Raw genomic sequence first — 18,718 nt, 5'->3', positions numbered from 1 at the left:
GTTACACGCGGCAGCCGCAGCTGGCTTCGCGTTGCGCGCCGCCAGGCGTCAGTTGCTGGCGGCCGGAGGCTTGTAGTCCGGAAAGCGGCTCAGGACGGCGGCTTTCATGAACTTGAAGTGCGCAATCTCGGTCGCCAATTCCTTCAGCCGGCGCTGGCCGTTGGAGATCTCGGCGTCAAACAGGTCTTGATGATAGTTGTCAAGCGCCTCGCGTTCCAGATATTCGTCGGTGCCGTTGCCAAGAGTCACTGCGGCGCGGGCCAGAACATCATCGACGCGGCGGCCAAGACCGGATTGCTCGCTTTCGGCCGCCTGCAACGCGGCCTCGATCGCGGCCATGATCGATCCGATCCGGGCGCGATCGGTCTCGGCATCGCGCTCGGCCGAGCGTGCCTTGAACCCTTCCTCGCCGCGCCGCGATTTGATCAGGTCCTGCGCGCGAGACCGCAAAAACAGCTGAAACATCTGTCAGTATCCGGTTCGGGCCCATTGAGGCAGCACAGGTCAAAATCGCCCGGTCTTAGTTAAAAAAGGGTGAATTGCCCTCATGCCCGGCTCTCAGGTCGGCTTTCCACTTGATCCAGGCCTTGTCGTGCTTGTCATAGAGTTCGAGCCACCGTCCCTCACCGGCTGACGGCACCAGGCCCGTCCCATTAGCGTGCCCGTCGGCCAGTCCCGGCAGCGAGGAGTCCAGGTCCTCGAACTCCGACGTCTCCTCAAGCGTCAGCCCGACCAGCACGCGCTTGCCACTGACATCGACGACATACCGCCTTGGCGAATGCCCCCTGAGATCACTCATGACGTGAAAGTTCCCTTGCGATCCGCGGGGCTGGCGACGAGATCAGGCGCACGCTGGCATGCAACCAACCCGCCTGCCGCAACGGACGCGGACATGATGACCGATTGCATGTTGCCAGCCAACCCCAACTCACCGCACACCGTCGCGTTACCTCGATCGAACTACTCCGCTAGAACGCGCGACGCATGTGGCCGAACGCACTGACCGGCTGTTCCCGCCTCGACGATTTCGCGGCTGATGGCGCCACATACGGTGCATAGATCCGATATTGCGCGCGGCGCTTGTGCGACCGCCACGAGCGCGCGGCGAAACCGGAGAAGAAGCCTGCGACGAACACCGCCGCGAGAATCAGAGCAGGAGAAACCATCACAACCGTCCACGTTCGCCTCGATGTTATTAACATTCGAAGTTGTGACGACATCATGATTGGACGCGCCGAAAGATTGTTCAGCCGCTGGAATTTTTGTGCAATCGAACGACGCATCAATGATCAGGCGTCGACAATAATTGTTCTCGCGAGAGAACGTCTCAGGAGAACCACCAGAGCATGAATTTCAGGAACATCGAGCTGAGAAGATAAATCCACCCCGCCATCGCCAGCACCGTCAGTCCGACGAAGGCACCTGAAACGCTTTTCTCCTTGAGGCGCGCCAGCAACGAGTTTTTTTCTTCTTGCGAGTAGAACATCTCAGGCTCAAGGCGTATCTGATTCAAATCAGCTAGCAGTCAATTTCGATGATCTCGTGACGAGTTGCCACAGCCATTCGCCTTGCGCATCACAGATCATCGCTGCAAAACGCCGCCAAGCCGCACGCCATCGCGCAGTGGAAATTCCGTTCGACACGATCAGGAATTCGACGTCGGCGATCGCGGCAGCCCGCGCGCCGGAATTTCCACTTCGAGTCCTGGTCCGATCGACGTCACATACGTCGATCAAGACGGTCGTGCAGCTTGACCATGCGACGTGGCCCGCATGCAGGATAGCCGCGCGCCGGAAGCCGCCGCGATCGACCGAACGGATTCTTCCCGGGAGCAATCTGCCCGCTTCGCCCCGCCTCTCAGTTTAACAATCAAGTCCTCGCACGTGGCCAACCAATGATAATCGCCTCACACGCGGAAAAAGGCGAACCAGACAATGCCGAGGATCAGGACGGCCAGTCCTGTCGAGGCCGTGAGCAGCGCGAGAACCGAAGGTCCAGGCTCGGCCTGCCGTGCCTCGGTCGGGGTTTCGACGATTTGACCGTGTCGTTCCGTTGCCATGGCAACCTCTTTGCTTAAGTGCCTGTAATTCCGGCGTTTGCCGCGCCCCTTCGACAGCCAACGCGTGATCGGGAGCGATGTTCCGAGGGCGTTGACGGCTGGGCCGACGGCAGTCCCGCCCGCCGCGTCAAACGGGCGCAGCGCGAGGATACGGTTAACGCCGTTGCGAGATTCACCGGGCCGTGTTGTTTCAAACTGGGGTTGCCGGTGTTATCCTTGACCGTTCCGTCGGTTGTGTAATCGGAGTTTCCTGGAGTTTCCCCATGGCCCCTCGCGCCAATTGGAAGGGCTTTTTGCGCCTTTCGCTCGTGACTTGCCCGGTTGCCCTGTACCCGGCGACATCGGATACCGAAAAGGTCTCCTTCAACCAGATCAACCGCAAGACCGGCCACCGGATCAAATACGCCAAGGTCGACGCGGAGACCGGCGAGGAAGTCTCCACCGAAGACATCATGAAGGGCTACAAGGTCGACACCGACACCTATATCGAGGTCACCAAGGAAGAGCTCGACGACATCGCGCTGGATTCGACCCGCACCATCGAGATCGACGAATTCGTGCCGCGCAGCGAGATCGACAGCCGCTATCTGATCCGCCCCTACTACCTCGTTCCCGACGGCAAGGTCGGCCACGACGCCTTTGCGGTGATCCGCGAGACCATCCGCAGCCTGAACAAGGTCGCGATCGGCCGCGTGGTGCTGACCAATCGCGAGCACATCATCGCGCTCGAGCCGCTCGACAACGGGCTGATGGGCACACTGTTGCGCTACCCGTATGAAGTGCGCAGCGAGAAGGAGTATTTCGACGACATCCAGGATGTGAAGATCACCAAGGACATGCTCGATCTCGCCAGGCACATCGTCGAGCAGAAGTCCGCCGACTTCGATCCGGAGGAGTTCGAGGACCGCTACGAGCAGGCGCTGATCGACCTGATCAACCAGAAGCGCAACGGCATCAAGGTCGCCAAGCCCGCGGCGAAGACCAGCGGTAACGTCATCAACCTGATGGACGCGCTGAAGAAGAGCCTCGCCAACGAGAAGCAGGCCGCGCCCGCCAAGACTGAAGCAAAGGCCGCGAAGGGCAAGAAGCCGAAGAAGCGCATCGAGGGCCAGCGCGAAATGCTGCTGCCGATCTCGGGCAGCGGCAAGCGCGAGCCCAAGGAGGCCGCCAAGCCCGAGCCGAAGAAGGCCGAGAAGACAACGCGCGCCCAGGGCACCGCGGCGCGCAAGAAGGCAGGCTAGCGCAGCGACCGCAAGATGAGCCCGGTCCACAGCGCCTGAGATGTTCCGGTCGAGATGCCCTGGTCGACGCCGTTTGACGAACCGATCGCGCTGCATCGCGGCGGCACACTGGTGACGCTGCAGCACGCCGCCGACTACATCATGAAGCTATCGGAAGACACCCAGCAGGAAACGCGCTGGCAGATCGCGGTCGAGCATCTGATCAATGCGGCGGAACAAGGCGCCGGCTGGTTGATGTTCGCGCGCATCGCGATGCTGCGCGCGTTGAACGGGGACGACTGAATCCGGAAAATGCCGAGCTGCCGGCAGGGCTTACTTGAATGCCGAGCTGACGGCATTGAATTGGCCGCTCACGCTGGTGCCGATGCCCCTGACGCCCGCGACGATCACGATGCTGATGCCACCGGCGATGATGGCGTATTCAATGGCCGTCGCCCCGACCTCATCACGCAGAAACCTTGCCATCAACGCGCGCATGAAAAGCTCCTGTCCGACGCTCGCGGCTTTTTCTCCCGCGCCGTAGTAATATGCTTGCGAAACTAGGCCACATTGGTTGACGGCCCATTGAGGGAAAGGATGAACGGTCGCTTAAAAGTTGCAGCGAATTTCCGTGCTAGTTCTGCCTGCATCGGGTTGCCGCCGGGCGAGGCACCGGGCCGCGACCAAAGCGCTTTCCAGCGAAGTGGACACCGGCTCGCGCAAAGAAAACGCGTCAAAACAAGAATTTAAGAGCTCCGTTCTGATCCTGTCTGACCGGAAACAGCTCCAGTCGTAAACGCATATCAGGACTACCTGATCCGGCCCCGGCCGCGCTTTACCGGCGCCGCGGAATCCTGTTCCTTTATCGGACAGGCGACAACGAGGCCGGAACGAACCGGCCGCATGCAAAGGGAGTGACCGTCATGAAGCTCGGCACCGCGATCGCGGAAATCATGAAGCGCGAGGGCATCGAGATCCTCACGGGCTACCCGGTCAACCATTTGATCGAATACGCCGCCAATGCCGACATCCGCCCCGTGATGGTGCGCCAGGAGCGCATCGGCGTGCACATGGCGGACGCAATCTCCCGCGTCACATCGGGCGAGAAGATCGGCGCCTTCTGCATGCAGCACGGCCCCGGTGCGGAGAACGCGATGGGCGGCGTCGCGCAGTGCTACGGCGAATCCGTGCCCGTCCTGGTGCTGCCGATGGGCTATGCGCGTCGACTGGCGAATATCGACCCGAACTTCAATTCCAGCCAGGCGATGAAGGCGTTCTCAAAATCGTCGGAGCCGATCAACATCGCAGCCGAGGTCTGCAACATCTTTCGGCGGGCGTTTACAAAATTGAAGAACGGCCGCGGCGGGCCGGTCATCGTCGAAATCCCCGCCGACATGTGGAACGAGGAGGTGCCGGAGCCTTTGAACTACACGCCGGTGCTGCGCACCCGCTACGGCGCCGACCCCGTCCATGTGAAGGAAGCAGCCGCCCTGCTCGTTGGCGCCAAGCGTCCGGTGATCTATGCCGGCCAGGGCGTGCACTATGCAAAGGCCTGGCCGCAGCTGAAGCGCCTCGCCGAACGGCTCGCGATCCCGGTCACCACCAGCCTCGGCGGCAAGTCGTCCTTCCCCGAGACGCACCCGCTCTCGCTCGGCTCCGGCGGCCTCGCGGTGCCGCGCGCGGTGCCGAAATTTCTTTCCGAAGCCGACGTGATCTTCGGCATCGGCTGCTCCTTCACCGAGACGTCATTCGGCATCGCGATGCCGAAGGGCAAGACCATCATCCATTCGACGCTCGATCCGAACCACATCAACAAGGATGTCGAGGCCAAGGTCGGCCTCGTCGGCGACGCCGGCCTGGTGCTCGACGCGCTGCTGGAGGAGATCGGCAAGACCGTGACCTCGGACCGCAACGCAAGCGCGGTCGCCGAGGAGATCGCCGCCTCCCACAAGGAGTGGCTCGCCAAGTGGATGCCGAAGCTGACGCACAACGACGCGCCGCTCAATCCCTACCGCGTGCTGTGGGACCTGCAGCACACCGTCGACATCCACAACACCATCATCACCCACGACGCCGGCAGCCCGCGCGACCAGCTCTCGCCGTTCTGGAAGTCGGTCGAGCCGCTGTCCTATATCGGCTGGGGCAAGACCACGCAGCTCGGCTATGGTCTCGGCCTTGCGATGGGCGCCAAGCTCGCCAAGCCCGACAAGCTCTGCATCAATGTCTGGGGCGACGCCGCAATCGGCTTTACGGGGATGGACTTCGAGACCGCGGTGCGCGAGCGGATTCCGATCATGTCGATCCTGCTCAACAATTTCTCGATGGCGATCGAACTGAAGGTAATGCCGATCTCGACCGAGAAATACCGCTCGACCGACATCTCCGGCGATTACGCCGCGATGGCCCAGGCCTTCGGCGGCTACGGCGAACGGGTGACCAAGCCCGAGGACATCATCCCCGCGATCAAGCGCGGCATCCAGAAGACCAAGGAAGGCGTGCCGGTGCTGCTGGAATTCATCACCAGCAAGGAGACCGAGGTGTCGCGGCCCGGGACGTGAGGGCACCTCACACGCCTATCTCCGTCATGGCCGGGCTTGTCCCGGCCATCCACGTCTGCTTCCTGCACAAGCATGGAAGACGTGGATGCCCGGCACAAGGCCGGGCATGACGAACTTGCGGAAGGCGCGAGTTGATTGGGCCAGACTCCGGCACGCAGCGACTCGGCCTTGCCTCCCCACTTGATTTGACCGCGCTAGCACAGGCAAGCTCCCTCCGGTGCAACTTCGGAGGGAGAGATGGCGCGCATCCTGGTGCTGGGGGCCGGCTTTGCCGGGCTATGGGCCGCGCTCGGCGCAGCCCGCAAGCGCGACGAGATCGGTGCACGGGCAGCGGACACCGAGATCCTGGTCGTCGATCGCAACGCCTATCACAACATCCGGGTGCGCAATTACGAGGTCGATCTCGGCGATGTCGCGCTGCCGCTCAAGGACCTGCTCGATCCGGTTGGCGTCAGCCATAGGGTGGCCGAGGTCGCGGCGATCGATCCGGCGACGCGCGCCGTCACGGTCAGGACGAGCGCAGGCGCGGAGGTTGTGAGCTACGACCGGCTGGTGCTGACCACCGGCAGCGAGTTGGTCCGCCCCGCCATCTCGGGCCTTGCCGCCCACGGCTTCGATGTCGACACGTATGAAGCAGCGATGCGGCTCGACACGCATCTGGCGGCGCTCGGTAAAGAGCCGCCGTCAGAGGCACGCGCGAGCGTCGCGGTCGTCGGCGCAGGGTTCACCGGGATCGAGGTCGCGACCGAGATGCCGGCCAAGCTGGCGCACGCCGGCATCACCGGCGATCATCGGGTCATCCTGATCGATCCCAATCCCGTCGTCGGCGCGACCTTCGGCGCGCATGGCCGCCCGGTCATCAACGAGGCGCTGGCCGCGCTCGGTGTCGAGACGCGGCTGAATGTCCGGGTCAGTGCCGTCGGCGCCGACAGCATCACGCTCGATAGCGGCGAGATCATTCCGACCAAAACCGTGGTGTGGTGCGCCGGCATGCGCGCAAGCCCCCTCGCCGCCTCGCTGCCAGCCAGGCGCGACGCGCTCGGCCGGATCAAAGTCGACCACACCATGCGCGTCGAAGGCCTTGCGGACGTCTTCGCCGCCGGCGACGTCGCCGCCTGCCTGATCGACGGCGAGCACCCGACGGTGATGTCCTGCCAGTTCGCGCGGCCGATGGGCCGCTTCGCCGGCCACAATGTGGTGGCGGACCTGTTTGGCGAGAAGCTGCTGCAGCTCAATATCGACTGGTATGTGACGGTGCTCGATCTCGGCGCCTGGGGTGCGCTCTACACCACCGGCTGGGACCGCGAGGTGCACACCACAGGCGCCGCCGCCAAGCTCACCAAGCAGACCATCAACCAGCAGCGCATCTATCCGCCACGCAACGGCGACCGCGCCGCGCTGCTCGCGGCGGCCGCGCCGACGATCCAGACGGCGCCGCCGACGCGCAAGTAGTTTGGGACTCACATTCGCCGATCATCATTGCGAGCCACCCGGTCGGCGCGAAGCGCCGCCGGATGACAGGCTCCGCGAAGCAATCCACCCCTCCACGTCGGGATAGGTGGATTGCTTCGTTGCTACAGCGCAAAATGGCTTCGCAATTTTGTCGCGAGCTCCTCGCAACGACGGCGAGTACGTCTGCTACTGCGACAGCTTCACGAAGTTCGGAAACTTCATCTGGCCCTCGGCGATCGCCTTCGGCCAGACCGTGATCTGCTTGCCGCCCTGCCACTGGAACACGAGGCCGGTCACGGCGCCCGGACCGGACTTGATGCCGTGGGTGAACTCGTCGTTCTTGCCGTAGAACTGGATCTTGCCGATCGTGCCCTCGAAGTCGGTCTTCTCGAGCTCGGTCACCATCTTGTCCGGATCGGTCGAGCCGGCGCGCTGGATCGCCTCGGCGATGATGTAGACCTCGTCATAGGCGGTGTAGCCGGTATAGGCCGGCGGCGTGCCGAACTTGGCCTTGAACGCCGCCGCAAACGGCTTGGTCTTCGGCGTTACCGCAACATCGGGCGTTGCCACCGCGAGCGAGGGCACGCCTTCGGCGGCGCCGTTGGTGTCGCCCCAGAAGGTCGGGCTCAGCGCCTGCGCGCTGATGCCGAACATCGGGATCGGTACCTGCTGGTTCTTCCACTGCACGGTCGGCTGCACGCCGACATGGGAGATGCCGGTGACGATCACGTCGGGCTTGGCGGCTTCCATCTTGTTGAAGATCGGCGTGAAGTCGGTGGTGTCGGGCGAGAAGCGAATGTGCTCGACCACCTTCAGGCCTGCCTTCGGCAGGCAGGCCTCGTAGCCGACGTCGAGCGGCTTGGTCCAGGCTGCGTCCTCGCTCATGATCGCGACCGACTTGAACTTGAGCTGGTCGACCAACAGCTCCTTGGCCGCGTCGCAGACCAGCTGCGCCTGCGCGGCCGAGGTCAGGTAGCCGTGGAAGGTGTACTTGTTCTTCTCATAGTCGTTGTGGATCGCCTTGGTGATCTCGTTCGAGGCGGCGCCGGGCGTGATCAGCGGCATCTTCAGCCGCGCAGCCCACGGCTCGAGCGCCAGCACGACCTCGCTGATGTAGCTCGCGATCACGGCCGAAACCTTATCCTCGCTCACCGCGCGCTGGAAGGCGCGCACCGAGTCCGCCGACGAGCTCTTGTTGTCGTAGGTGACGATCTCGATCTTGCGGCCCATCACGCCGCCCTTGGCGTTGATCTCGTCGGCTGCGATCTGCGCGCCGCCCGGCGTCGCCGCGCCCGCGATCGACTGCACTTCGGCAATGATGCCGATCTTGATCGGGTCCTTGGACTGCGCATAGGCCGGCGCCGCGAGGCAGAGCGCGAGCGCCGAGGCCAACAGGCTCATGCGGGTCGCGGTTGAATATGCTGTCATCATGATCTCCCTTGTTTTGCTTTCTTCTTTTCGAACTGCGAACGTCAGAGAAAGTCCTTGCCGGCCTCCGCGGCGAACCGGCCCGGATCGCCCTCCCAGACGATCCGCGCGTGCTCCAGCACATAGACGCGGTCGGCATGCGGAAGCGCGAACGTCACGTTCTGCTCGCCCAGCAGAACCGTGATCTTGGTGGTCTGGCGCAGCTTCTCCAGCGCCTTCGACAGCAGCTCGAGGATAACAGGCGCAAGCCCCAGCGTCGGCTCGTCCAGGATCAGGATCTGCGGCTGCATCATCAGCGCGCGGCCGATCGCCAGCATCTGCTGCTCGCCGCCGGACAACGTCTGCGCCATCTGGCCCTGGCGTTCCTTCAGGATCGGGAACAGCTCGAACAGCCAGGCGAGTTGCTTGGCCCGCGCCGCGTCGTCGAGATGCTGGCCGCCGAGGTCGAGATTTTCCCGCACCGTCATCTCGCCGAATAGCTCGCGCGATTCCGGACATTGCACGAGGCCTGAGCGGGCGATCTTCGCAGGTCCCGTGCCGCGCAGCTTCTCGCCCCCGCGCAGGATCTCGCCGGTATAGGGCAGGAAACCCGAGATGGTGTTGAACAGCGTGGTCTTGCCGGCGCCGTTGAGGCCGACGACGGAGACGAACTCGCCCTCATGGACGTGGATCGAGACGTTTTCCAGTGCCTGCGCCTTGCCGTAATGCACGCTGACATTCTCGACCTGCAGCAGCGGCACCTTGTCCTTGAACGAGGTCTCGGGCCGCGCATGGGTCTGGATCGCGCCGCCGAGATAGACCCGCCGCACGGTCTCGTTCTTCATCACGTCCTCGGCGCGGCCGGCCGTGATCTCCTCGCCGAGATACATCGCGAGCACGCGGTCGACCAGCGCCGCGACGCTCTTGACGTTGTGGTCGACCAGCATCACCGCGCGACCCTCGTCGCGGAAGCTGCGGATCAATGCGGAGAAGGTGCCGACCTCGGCGCTGGTGAGACCGGCGAAGGGCTCGTCGACCAGCACGACCTTGGGGTCGCGCGCGATCGCCTTGGCCAATTCCAGCCGGCGCAGGTCGGCGAATGGCAGCGTCGGCGGGCGGCGGTCCATCACCGCCCCGAGGCCGACACGCTCGGCGATCCATTTGGCGCGCTCGGTCAGCGCCTTGTCGGGAAACAGCATGAACAGGCTGTCGGGCAACAGCGCTACCATGATGTTCTCCAGCACGGTCTGCCGGTTCAGCGGCCGTGAGTGCTGGAACACCATGCCGAAGCCCTTGCGCGCGATCTTGTGCGCAGGCAGCCCGGCGACGTTCTCGCCTTCGAACAGCACCTCGCCTGCGGTCGGGCGCTCGATGCCCATCACGCTCTTCATCGCGGTCGACTTGCCCGAGCCGTTCGGTCCGATCAGGCCGAGGATCTCGCCGGGATGCAGGTCGAACGAGAGGTTCTTCACGGCGGTCAAGCCGCCGAATCGCTTGGTCAATCCACGGACGGTGAGCGTTGCTGTGGTCACAGTCTGATCCATTTAAGAGCGCGCCTCGCGTGACAGGGCCGCTCCGAGGAAACCGCCGGGGAAGAACAGGACGACGAGCAGCGCCACCGCCGAGACGATGAAGGTCGCAAGCTCGCCGGTCGGGCGCAGGAATTCGCCGGCAACGATCAGGAAGATCGCGCCTAATGCGGCGCCGAGTACGGTGCGCCGGCCGCCGAGCACGGCGGAGACGATCACGTTCACGCCGACCGCAACGTCAACCACGGTGCCGACCGAGGCGGTGCCGAAGTAGAACACGAGCAGCGCGCCCGACAGTCCCGAGAAGAAGGCGCTGACGATGAAGGCCGCGAGCTTGTGCTTGACGATGTTGAAGCCGAGCGCGCCGGCCTGCACCGGATCCTGCCCGCTCGCCTGCAGCACGAGGCCGACCGGCGATTGCGACAGGCCGTACAGGATGGCCGCGCTCACGGTCATGAAGCCGAGCGCGATCCAGTAATTGGCGCCGGCATTGATGGTGATGACGTCAGGGATGGTGAGCCCGATCTCGCCGCCGGTGAGATCTGCGAACACCACGACGAAGTTCTGCAGCATCAAGACCGCCACCAGCGTGGTCAGGCCGAAATACGGCCCCCTCACCCGCAGCGCCGGCAGCGCCAGCACGAAGCCCGCGACGACCGAGGCCAGCGCGCCGAGCAGGATGCAGACATAGACCGACCAGCCGAACTGGTTGTTGAGAATTCCTGCGGTGTAGGCGCCGGTGCCGATCAGGAAGGTCGGCCCGAAATTCACCTCGCCGGCGAAGCCGAACAAGAGGTCCCAGGCCATTGCGAACACGCCGAAATAGAACGCGACGGTCAGCAGCCCGAGGATGTAGCCCGAGACGTAGAACGGCAGCGTCGCGGCGATCACCACGCAGACCAGCGAAATGAAGAACAGGCGCGAGGAAAAGAAGCTGGCCATCTCAGCGCCTCCCGAGCAGGCCCTGAGGCCGGATATACATCACGAACACCAGAAGCAGCAGCGCCGGAATGGTGCGATAGGCCGGCGAGATCATGTAGGCCGTGATGGTCTCGAGATAGCCGACGACGAAGGCTGCGATCAGCGAACCCGACACGCTGCCGAGGCCGCCGAGCACGACGATCGAGAACGCGCTCGCGGTCAGCGGCCCGACGCTGTAGGAGCTGACGCCGAGGAACATGCCGAGCAGCACGCCGGCGATGCCGGCGAGAATGCCGTAGATGCCCCACACCACGATGTAGATCTGGGTGAGTTCGAGCCCGAGCAGCGTGACGCCGCGCGGGTTCATCGAGGCCGCCAGTACCGCCTTGCCGGTCCTGGTGCGGTTCACCAGGAGCCACAGCAGGCCGATCACGAGGCAGCAGACCAGCGCGGTGAAGATATTGTTGCGCGGCGTGCGGTTGCCGAAGATATCGACGACACCCTCGACGATCGGCAGCACCGTCTTGGCGTTGTTGGTGAAGAAATAGGCGATCAGCTCCTGGATCATGATGCCCCACAGCAGGGTGCCGGTGAGGACGAAGATTTCCTTCTCCTCGTTGGGGATCCGCGTTGAATTCTGGATCGGCTTGACGACCGCAAAATAGGTCGCGAACGACACGATCAGCGCGACGCCGACACCGAACAGCGCGCCGGTGTAGATGTCGAGGTGCAGCACGCTGGCCGCGGCCCAGGCCGCGACCGCCGCGGCCACCATGATGGCACCGTGGGAGAGGTTGAGGACGCCGGAGACACCGAAGATCAGGGTGAAACCGGTGGCGCCGAGCGCATAGAGCGCGCTGATGGCAAAGCCATCGATCAGGATTTGTAAGGCAAGCATCTCAGATTGGCCGCGGCAGCAGGGCTGCCTGTTGTGGAGGACACAGAACCGAACAGGGATGCTCCCGGGTGGGGCCCGGGAGCATGATCATCAGTCAGTTCGTGGTGACCTTGATGAAGCTCGGGAACTTGAGGTCGCTCTTGGCGACCTCCTTCGGCCAGACCGCGACCTGCTTGCCGCCCTGCCACTGCAGCATCAGTCCGGTGATCAGGCCCTTGCCGTACTTGATCGAATGGGTGAACGGATCGTCCTTGCCGTAGAACTGGACGCGTCCGATGGTGCCTTCCCAGTCAGTCTTCTCCAGCGCATCGACCAACTTGTCGGCCTCGACCGAGCCGGCGCGCTTCACCGCATCGGCGATGTAGTAGACCTCGTCATAAGCGGTATAGCCCGCGTAGGACGGATAGTTGCCGTAGCGCTTCTTGAAGCCTTCCGCGAACGGCACCGACTTCGGCGTCACCGCGACGTTCGGGCCGGACACGCCCTGATACAGCACGCCTTCCGCCGCGTCGTTGGTGTCCTTGCCGAAGGTCTCGTTGGTCGACTGCGAGGAAATGCCAAACATCGGGATCGGCACCTGCTGGTTCTTCCACTGCACCGTCGGCTGCACGCCGACATGCGAGATGCCGGTGATGATCACGTCGGGCTTGGAGCCTTCGACCTTGTTAAAGATCGGCGTGAAGTCGGTGGTGTCGGGCGAGAAACGGATATGGTCGACGACCTTAAGCCCGATCTTCGGCAGGCACTCCTCGTAGCCGACATCGAGCGGCTTGGTCCACGCGGCATCCTCGCTCATGATGACCGCGGTCTTCATGTGCTTCTGATCGACCAGCAGCTCCTTGGCGGCGTCGCAGACCGACAGCGCCAGCGCGGCCGAGGTCAGGTAGCCGTGGAAGGTGTACTTGTTCTTCTCGTAATCGGCGTGGACGCTCTTGCTGATCTCGTTGGAGGCGGCGCCGGGCGTGACGAACGGCGTCTTCAGGCGCGAAGCCCAGGGCTCGAGCGCCAGCACCACTTCGCTGATGTAGCTCGAAATGACGACGTTGACCTTGTCTTCGTTGACGGCGCGCTGGAACGCGCGCACCGAATCCGCCGAGGACGAGTGGTTGTCGTAGCTGACGATCTCGATCTTGCGGCCGTCGATGCCGCCCTTGGCGTTGATCTCGTCGGCGGCCAGCTGCGCCGCCTGCGGGATCGATGCACCGGCAATCGCCTGCGCTTCGGCGATCACGCCGATCTTGAGGGTGTCGGCAGCCAGCGCTCCGCTGGGCGCCGCAGCCAACAGGCCCAACACGGCCGCTCCTGCAAGTTTCTGCATCGCATGCACGGGGAGTCGCGATGTTCTTGTCACCCTGTTTCTCTCCTCTTTTTCTTCGGCTGCTTCGAGCTCTTGGGGCGCGACTATAGCCGCGACAAAATGCGCAGCAAGTGAAACTGCGCGCAGATCGCCATGCATGGACGGCGACTAAAGTAGTGGGTCGGCGCGGTGCGGCTGAATAAATTTGAGGCAGAGGGGGAATAAAAGGTCGTGGGGCGCCGATCTCTCAGATCGTCATTTCCCGCTGCGCAAATTACGCAGGGCGAGCGAAGCGGAGAGAGCTGAACGAAAAGCAAGGCTCGGGCAATTCATGTCGCGAGAACGCGGATTGTTGCCCGCTGGCCGTGCGACAAGCTCAGTGTCGTCCCTGCGAAATCAGGGACCCATAACCACGGATGCTGATTGTTACGCGATTTGGAACGACGAGTCGCATTCACAACATCCGCCGCGGCGTATGGGTCTCGGCTTTCGCCGGGACGACATTGGTGTATGGGGCGACCGCCCCTACTCCGCCATCTCCGCCGGCGGGTGGGCGGCGGGACCGGCGAGCGGGCGCTCTTCCATCGTGATCATGCAGATCGAGGCGGTGGTCAGCAGCACGGCGGCGGCACCGAACACGTAGCGGAACGCATGGATCATGTCGGCCATCGGGATCGCGCTGACGGTGCTGGCCGCGCCATGATGCTCGCCGGCGAGCGAGATGTCGGTCCCGAGCGTCATCAGCAGGATAGTGGTGAAGGCGGCGACCGTGAAGGAGGCCATCATCGCGCGGAAGAAGTTCATCGCACCGGTGACGGTGCCGACCTGCGGCCGCGCCACCGCGTTCTGCAGCGACACCACGCTGATCGGGAATGTGGTGCCGAGGCCGAGCGCGAACACGCTCATCAACAGCAGCAATCCCCACAGCGGCAGCGTCGTCACCGCCATGCCGACGGCACAGATCGCGGCCACCGAGGTGCCGACGATGGCGACGCGCTTGTAGTGCTTGGCCTTCGCCATGGTCCGGCCGGCGATCGCCGCACCGAAGGTCGAGATCGCCGCGAGCGGGATCAGCGCAAGGCCGGCCTCGCTGGCGGTGAGGTGATAGACCACCTCGTAATAGAGCGGCAGGTGCACGGTGAGGCCGACCATGGCGCCGAGTGCACAGCCGCCCGCCCCCATCGCGAACGGCACCACCGAGCCGCCGAGCAGCGATAACGGCAGGAACGGCTCGTCGGCGCGGCGCGCGTGCCAGACGAAGGCGCCGGCGAGCGCGATCGAGGCACCCACCATCGCGGTGATGGTCGGCGACAGCCAGGACAGACGGGTGCCGCCCCAGGTCAGCACCAGCATCAACACGACGGCCGAGGCCATCAGCAGGATGCCGCCGAGCCAGTCGACCTTGCGCTTGCGGTGGAACACCGGGATCTTGCCCATCTTCGGCAGCAGCAGCGCCAGCGCCGCCGCCGCGAGCGGCAGGTTGATCCAGAAGATCATCGACCAGTGCAGATGCTCGGCGAACACGCCGCCGACCACCGGGCCGAGAATGCCGCCGGCCATCCAGACGCTGGAGAAATAGGCCTGATAGCGGCCGCGCTCGCGCGGGCTCACCACGTCGGAGATCACGGTCTGGACCACCGGCATGATGCCGCCGCCGCCGAGCCCCTGCAGGCCGCGGGCAACGATCAGCATGGTCATGCTGGGCGCGATTGCGCACAGCACCGACCCGACCACGAACAGGCTGAGCGAGGTGATGATCATGACGCGGCGGCCATAGATGTCGCTCAGCGTGCCGAACACCGGCGCCACCGCGGTGGAGGCGAGCAGATAGGCCGTGATCACCCAGGACAGATTGGTGACGTCGTGAAACTGGCGCCCGATCGTCGGCAGCGCGGTCGCGACGATGGTCTGGTCGAGCGCGGCCAGGAACATCGTCAGCATCAGGCTGATGACGATGGTGCGGACTTCGTCCGGATTGAGCGGTGCCGGCGGCGCCAGCGGCGGCGCTTCGCTGAGTTCGATCACCTCGCTCGGAAGGCGGGACAGCTCTTCGGCAATGTCGTCGGGCAATGTCTCTTGGTCGGCAGGAATCCGGCTCTGCCGTTCATACTTGTTCATTTGAGGCGTAATGCTGCTGCGCGGGCGCGTCCCGCGATGGAATCATTCTCTGCTTCGTAATTTATGCAGCAATTGAATGCTGAGGCAGGCACCCCAGCGCATGGGTGCATCCCGCCGCGATGTTCTCGCGGTGACGTGATCGCGGACGCGGCGACGACGTCACGCTTTGGTCGTCTTGCCCAGCATTTTCGGCCGCTTCTTCAATTGTGCCCGTTTCGGCAGCAGAGCCGGCCATCGCACGATATGATCCTCGAGATCGGCGTCGTTGACGTCGAGTTCGGTGCCCTCCACCCGCCCGCGCACCGAGACGCCGGCTTCATGGACGGTGTTGGGATCGCCCGAGATCAGGGGATGCCACCAATAGAGGTCCCGCCCCTCGGCCACCAGCCGGTAGCCGCAGCTCGGCGGCAGCCAGTTCAGCGTCCGGACGTTTTCGGGCGTCAGACGGACGCAATCCGGAACCTGGTCGGAACGGTTCGGGTAGTCCTTGCAGGTGCAGAGGCCGGAATCGAGCAGCTTGCAGGAGATATGGGTGAAATAGATCTTACCGGTGTCCTCGTCCTCGAGCTTCTCCAGGCAGCACCGTGCGCAGCCGTCACACAGGCTCTCCCATTCGGCGTTGGACATCTCTTCCAACGTCTTGGTTTTCCAGAAGAATCCCTCCTGGTCCGACGGGCGCTTGGGCGATGCGGTCATGATATCCCTGAAATGGCGGTGCAACTCTTCTTGGGATGCCGGCAACGCTTGCGCAAGGGGGTGGTATTGCGGGGTCGAAAAAGGCGGTGGGCAGCGTTAGGGCTCCCATTAAATTCACAAGCCGCGCCATTGGTTTATGGCAGCCGCTCGGATAGAACAACGAACGAGTCCCCATCGACGCAAAAGCGCCTTGGGATTGCCGCAACATCGAAGCAAGACGCTGCCCTGTGCCCGTTTTGGGCGCCCGCAGCGCTGTCGAACTGATCAAGGGTCCGGTCCTTTCAGATCATGCCGTCGCATTGGAAACAGAGGGTCCGGAACTTCTTCCTGGACCTCGATGCGCGTATCGACTCGACGCTGTTCTCGTCGGGCAAGGGCCTGCGCGAGCTCTATGAGCGCTATTCCACCTTCATGGACCGCTTCTATGTCGGCCGCTGGAAGCGCTGGGTGTTCATCGAGCCGCTGTCGGAAGCCGCGACGCTCGGGCTCGGCGGCATGATCCTGATGTTGACGCTCGCGATCCCCGCCTTCCGCGAGACCGCCGACGAGGATTGGCTGAAGAAGTCCGACCTCGCGGTGACCTTCCTCGACCGTTACGGCAACCCGATCGGCAGTCGCGGCATCAAGCATAATGACTCGATCCCGCTGGAAGATTTTCCGGACAATCTGATCAAGGCGACGCTCGCGACCGAGGACCGCCGCTTCTACGACCATTTCGGCATCGACGTGCCGGGCCTTGCCCGCGCGCTGGTCACCAACGCGCAGGCCGGCGGCGTCCGCCAGGGCGGTTCGTCGATCACCCAGCAGCTCGCCAAGAACCTGTTCCTGAACAACGAGCGCACCATCGAGCGCAAGGTGAAGGAAGCCTTCCTCGCGATCTGGCTGGAGACGCGGCTCACCAAGAACGAGATCCTGAAGCTCTATCTCGACCGCGCCTATATGGGCGGCGGCACCTTCGGCGTCGACGGCGCGGCGCATTTCTATTTCAACAAGTCGGTGCGCGACGTGAACCTCGCGGAGGCCGCGATGCTCGCCGGCCTGTTCAAGGCGCCGACCAAATACGCCCCGCACATCAACCTGCCCGCGGCCCGCGCCCGCGCCAACGTCGTGCTCGACAATCTCGTCGATGCCGGCTTCATGACCGAGGGCCAGGTGTTCGGTGCCCGCCGCAATCCCGCGGTCGCCGTCGACCGGCGCGACGAGAACTCGCCGAACTACTATCTCGACTACGCCTTCGACGAGATGCGCAAGCTGGTCGACACCTTCCCGAAATCCTACACCGAGCGCGTCTTCGTGGTCCGCACCGCGATCGACATGAACGTGCAGAAGGCGGCCGAGGAAGCGATCGAGAACCAGCTGCGCCAGTTCGGGCGCGACTATCACGCGACGCAGGCCGCGACCGTGGTGTCCGATCTCGACGGCGGCATCCGCGCCATGGTCGGCGGCCGCGACTACGGTGCGAGCCAGTTCAACCGCGCCACCGACGCCTATCGGCAGCCCGGCTCGTCGTTCAAGCCGTACGTCTACACCACGGCATTGCTGAACGGCTTCACGCCGAACTCGAAGATTGTCGACGGCCCGGTCTGCATCGGCAACTGGTGCCCGCAGAACTATGGCCATTCCTATTCGGGTCAGGTCACGCTGACCCAGGCGATCACCCGCTCGATCAACGTGGTGCCGGTCAAACTCTCGATCATGATGGGCGGCAAGGAAGGGCCGAAGGCAGGCCGCGCCAAGATCGTCGAGGTCGCGCGCCGCTTCGGCCTCAAGGCGCCGCTGCCCGATACGCCGTCGTTGCCGATCGGCTCCGACGAAGTCACGGTGCTGGAGCACGCGGTCGCGTATGCGACCTTCCCGAACCGCGGCAAGGCGGTGACGCCGCATTCCGTGCTCGAGGTGCGCACCGGCGCCGGCGACCTGGTCTGGCGCTGGGACCGCGACGGCCCGAAGCCGCGGCAGGCGATTCCGCCGAACATCGCCGCCGACATGGCCGGCATGATGAGCCACGTGGTCAGCGAAGGCACCGCGCGCCGCGCCGCGCTCGACGGCATTCCGACCGCGGGCAAGACCGGCACCACCAACGCCTATCGCGACGCCTGGTTCGTCGGCTACACCGGCAACTTCACCTGCGCGGTCTGGTACGGCAATGACGACTATTCGCCGACCAACCGCATGACCGGCGGCTCGCTGCCGGCGCAGACCTGGCACGACATCATGGTCGCGGCGCATCAGGGCGTGGAGGTCAAGGAGCTCGTCGGCGTCGGCATGGGCCAGAAGCTGCCGCCGCAGCCGGCACAGGCCAATACCCAGGCCAACGCGGCGCCGCGCGTATTGGAGACCAAGCCGGGCCCGCCGCCGGTTTTGACCAAGCGCGGCGCGGATATCCTGGTGCGGGTCGAGAAGCTGCTCGATGACGCCGCCAGGACCGCCGGCAAGACCACGCTGAACGAGTCCTCGAAGACCGGCAAGGCCGAGTCCTCGAGCGCGCTGGCGTTCCCCGAAAACTACGTTGCCGCGGCCGGGCCGGACGGCGCGACACCGGCACCGCCACGCAAGAACTAAC

The 18,718-nt window shown here is 64.1% G+C and carries 18 protein-coding genes; 5 read left to right on the top strand and 13 right to left on the bottom strand.

Going from position 1 to position 18,718, the window contains the following annotated elements:
- Positions 1-48: 48 nt before the first annotated feature.
- The 5 genes from J6525_RS02675 to J6525_RS02655 all read right to left on the bottom strand — a co-directional run bounded on the left by J6525_RS02675 (position 49) and on the right by J6525_RS02655 (position 2,059).
- Positions 49-465, bottom strand: a complete 417-nt coding sequence (locus J6525_RS02675) for a hypothetical protein (protein ID WP_057020208.1) — start codon at positions 463-465, stop codon at positions 49-51.
- 55 nt (positions 466-520) lie between these two features.
- Positions 521-799: a hypothetical protein gene (locus J6525_RS02670; protein WP_092079548.1), complete on the bottom strand. Its 279-nt coding sequence runs from the start codon at positions 797-799 to the stop codon at positions 521-523.
- Positions 800-968: 169 nt separating this feature from the next.
- On the bottom strand, positions 969-1,166 hold the full coding sequence (locus J6525_RS02665) for a hypothetical protein (protein WP_028331616.1): 198 nt from the start codon (positions 1,164-1,166) through the stop codon (positions 969-971).
- A 161-nt stretch (positions 1,167-1,327) separates the two neighbouring features.
- On the bottom strand, positions 1,328-1,486 hold the full coding sequence (locus J6525_RS02660) for a hypothetical protein (protein ID WP_167350445.1): 159 nt from the start codon (positions 1,484-1,486) through the stop codon (positions 1,328-1,330).
- A 420-nt stretch (positions 1,487-1,906) separates the two neighbouring features.
- Positions 1,907-2,059 (bottom strand): hypothetical protein, encoded by a 153-nt coding sequence (locus J6525_RS02655; protein WP_016841798.1) that lies wholly within the window; start codon positions 2,057-2,059, stop codon positions 1,907-1,909.
- 263 nt (positions 2,060-2,322) lie between these two features.
- On the opposite strand from J6525_RS02655, the gene ku reads away from it, so the two are divergent.
- Together ku and J6525_RS02645 are read left to right on the top strand one after the other, a co-directional pair.
- On the top strand, positions 2,323-3,300 hold the full coding sequence (gene ku, locus J6525_RS02650; RefSeq protein WP_225641840.1) for a non-homologous end joining protein Ku: 978 nt from the start codon (positions 2,323-2,325) through the stop codon (positions 3,298-3,300).
- Positions 3,301-3,354: 54 nt separating this feature from the next.
- Complete coding sequence (locus tag J6525_RS02645; RefSeq protein ID WP_016841800.1) at positions 3,355-3,582, top strand: hypothetical protein; 228 nt, start codon at positions 3,355-3,357, stop codon at positions 3,580-3,582.
- A 30-nt stretch (positions 3,583-3,612) separates the two neighbouring features.
- Here the strand turns inward: J6525_RS02645 and J6525_RS02640 are convergent, their stop codons facing one another.
- Positions 3,613-3,777, bottom strand: a complete 165-nt coding sequence (locus tag J6525_RS02640) for a Flp family type IVb pilin (RefSeq protein ID WP_016841801.1) — start codon at positions 3,775-3,777, stop codon at positions 3,613-3,615.
- A 425-nt stretch (positions 3,778-4,202) separates the two neighbouring features.
- Between J6525_RS02640 and J6525_RS02635 the strand changes: the two genes are divergently transcribed.
- Positions 4,203-5,837, top strand: coding sequence for a thiamine pyrophosphate-requiring protein (locus J6525_RS02635; protein ID WP_225641838.1), 1,635 nt, complete (start codon positions 4,203-4,205; stop codon positions 5,835-5,837).
- 237 nt (positions 5,838-6,074) lie between these two features.
- Complete coding sequence (locus tag J6525_RS02630; RefSeq protein WP_225641836.1) at positions 6,075-7,289, top strand: NAD(P)/FAD-dependent oxidoreductase; 1,215 nt, start codon at positions 6,075-6,077, stop codon at positions 7,287-7,289.
- Positions 7,290-7,475: 186 nt separating this feature from the next.
- Here J6525_RS02630 and J6525_RS02625 read toward each other — a convergent pair whose 3' ends face one another.
- The 7 genes from J6525_RS02625 to J6525_RS02595 all read right to left on the bottom strand — a co-directional run bounded on the left by J6525_RS02625 (position 7,476) and on the right by J6525_RS02595 (position 16,155).
- Complete coding sequence (locus tag J6525_RS02625) at positions 7,476-8,720, bottom strand: ABC transporter substrate-binding protein (protein ID WP_225641834.1); 1,245 nt, start codon at positions 8,718-8,720, stop codon at positions 7,476-7,478.
- 41 nt (positions 8,721-8,761) lie between these two features.
- Positions 8,762-10,240, bottom strand: a complete 1,479-nt coding sequence (locus J6525_RS02620; RefSeq protein ID WP_225641832.1) for an ATP-binding cassette domain-containing protein — start codon at positions 10,238-10,240, stop codon at positions 8,762-8,764.
- Complete coding sequence (locus tag J6525_RS02615) at positions 10,241-11,167, bottom strand: branched-chain amino acid ABC transporter permease (protein ID WP_225641830.1); 927 nt, start codon at positions 11,165-11,167, stop codon at positions 10,241-10,243.
- A gap of 1 nt (position 11,168) precedes the next feature.
- Entirely contained in the window at positions 11,169-12,044 is an 876-nt protein-coding gene (locus tag J6525_RS02610; RefSeq protein ID WP_050424320.1) for a branched-chain amino acid ABC transporter permease, read from the bottom strand.
- 94 nt (positions 12,045-12,138) lie between these two features.
- Positions 12,139-13,362: an ABC transporter substrate-binding protein gene (locus J6525_RS02605; RefSeq protein ID WP_225641829.1), complete on the bottom strand. Its 1,224-nt coding sequence runs from the start codon at positions 13,360-13,362 to the stop codon at positions 12,139-12,141.
- 504 nt (positions 13,363-13,866) lie between these two features.
- Entirely contained in the window at positions 13,867-15,459 is a 1,593-nt protein-coding gene (locus tag J6525_RS02600) for an MDR family MFS transporter (protein ID WP_225641828.1), read from the bottom strand.
- 159 nt (positions 15,460-15,618) lie between these two features.
- On the bottom strand, positions 15,619-16,155 hold the full coding sequence (locus tag J6525_RS02595; RefSeq protein ID WP_092079527.1) for a YcgN family cysteine cluster protein: 537 nt from the start codon (positions 16,153-16,155) through the stop codon (positions 15,619-15,621).
- Between the two features lie 288 nt (positions 16,156-16,443).
- Here J6525_RS02595 and J6525_RS02585 point away from each other — a divergent pair, with 288 nt between their 5' ends.
- Positions 16,444-18,717: a transglycosylase domain-containing protein gene (locus tag J6525_RS02585; RefSeq protein ID WP_225641825.1), complete on the top strand. Its 2,274-nt coding sequence runs from the start codon at positions 16,444-16,446 to the stop codon at positions 18,715-18,717.
- Position 18,718 lies beyond the last annotated feature (1 nt).

It is taken from the genome of Bradyrhizobium australafricanum, from assembly GCF_020329495.1.
In the GTDB taxonomy this organism is placed as follows: Bacteria; Pseudomonadota; Alphaproteobacteria; order Rhizobiales; family Xanthobacteraceae; genus Bradyrhizobium; species Bradyrhizobium australafricanum.
Note: the sequence above shows the minus strand (reverse complement) of the source record. Positions and strands in the feature narration are given on the sequence as shown.

Coding starts and splice junctions, on each gene's coding strand:
- J6525_RS02675 (WP_057020208.1), bottom strand. CDS start 465: ATGTTTCAGCTGTTTTTGCGGTCTCGCGCGCAGGACCTGATCAAATCG.
- J6525_RS02670 (WP_092079548.1), bottom strand. CDS start 799: ATGAGTGATCTCAGGGGGCATTCGCCAAGGCGGTATGTCGTCGATGTC.
- J6525_RS02665 (WP_028331616.1), bottom strand. CDS start 1,166: ATGGTTTCTCCTGCTCTGATTCTCGCGGCGGTGTTCGTCGCAGGCTTC.
- J6525_RS02660 (WP_167350445.1), bottom strand. CDS start 1,486: ATGTTCTACTCGCAAGAAGAAAAAAACTCGTTGCTGGCGCGCCTCAAG.
- J6525_RS02655 (WP_016841798.1), bottom strand. CDS start 2,059: ATGGCAACGGAACGACACGGTCAAATCGTCGAAACCCCGACCGAGGCA.
- ku (WP_225641840.1), top strand. CDS start 2,323: ATGGCCCCTCGCGCCAATTGGAAGGGCTTTTTGCGCCTTTCGCTCGTG.
- J6525_RS02645 (WP_016841800.1), top strand. CDS start 3,355: ATGCCCTGGTCGACGCCGTTTGACGAACCGATCGCGCTGCATCGCGGC.
- J6525_RS02640 (WP_016841801.1), bottom strand. CDS start 3,777: ATGCGCGCGTTGATGGCAAGGTTTCTGCGTGATGAGGTCGGGGCGACG.
- J6525_RS02635 (WP_225641838.1), top strand. CDS start 4,203: ATGAAGCTCGGCACCGCGATCGCGGAAATCATGAAGCGCGAGGGCATC.
- J6525_RS02630 (WP_225641836.1), top strand. CDS start 6,075: ATGGCGCGCATCCTGGTGCTGGGGGCCGGCTTTGCCGGGCTATGGGCC.
- J6525_RS02625 (WP_225641834.1), bottom strand. CDS start 8,720: ATGATGACAGCATATTCAACCGCGACCCGCATGAGCCTGTTGGCCTCG.
- J6525_RS02620 (WP_225641832.1), bottom strand. CDS start 10,240: ATGGATCAGACTGTGACCACAGCAACGCTCACCGTCCGTGGATTGACC.
- J6525_RS02615 (WP_225641830.1), bottom strand. CDS start 11,167: ATGGCCAGCTTCTTTTCCTCGCGCCTGTTCTTCATTTCGCTGGTCTGC.
- J6525_RS02610 (WP_050424320.1), bottom strand. CDS start 12,044: ATGCTTGCCTTACAAATCCTGATCGATGGCTTTGCCATCAGCGCGCTC.
- J6525_RS02605 (WP_225641829.1), bottom strand. CDS start 13,362: ATGCAGAAACTTGCAGGAGCGGCCGTGTTGGGCCTGTTGGCTGCGGCG.
- J6525_RS02600 (WP_225641828.1), bottom strand. CDS start 15,459: ATGAACAAGTATGAACGGCAGAGCCGGATTCCTGCCGACCAAGAGACA.
- J6525_RS02595 (WP_092079527.1), bottom strand. CDS start 16,155: ATGACCGCATCGCCCAAGCGCCCGTCGGACCAGGAGGGATTCTTCTGG.
- J6525_RS02585 (WP_225641825.1), top strand. CDS start 16,444: ATGCCGTCGCATTGGAAACAGAGGGTCCGGAACTTCTTCCTGGACCTC.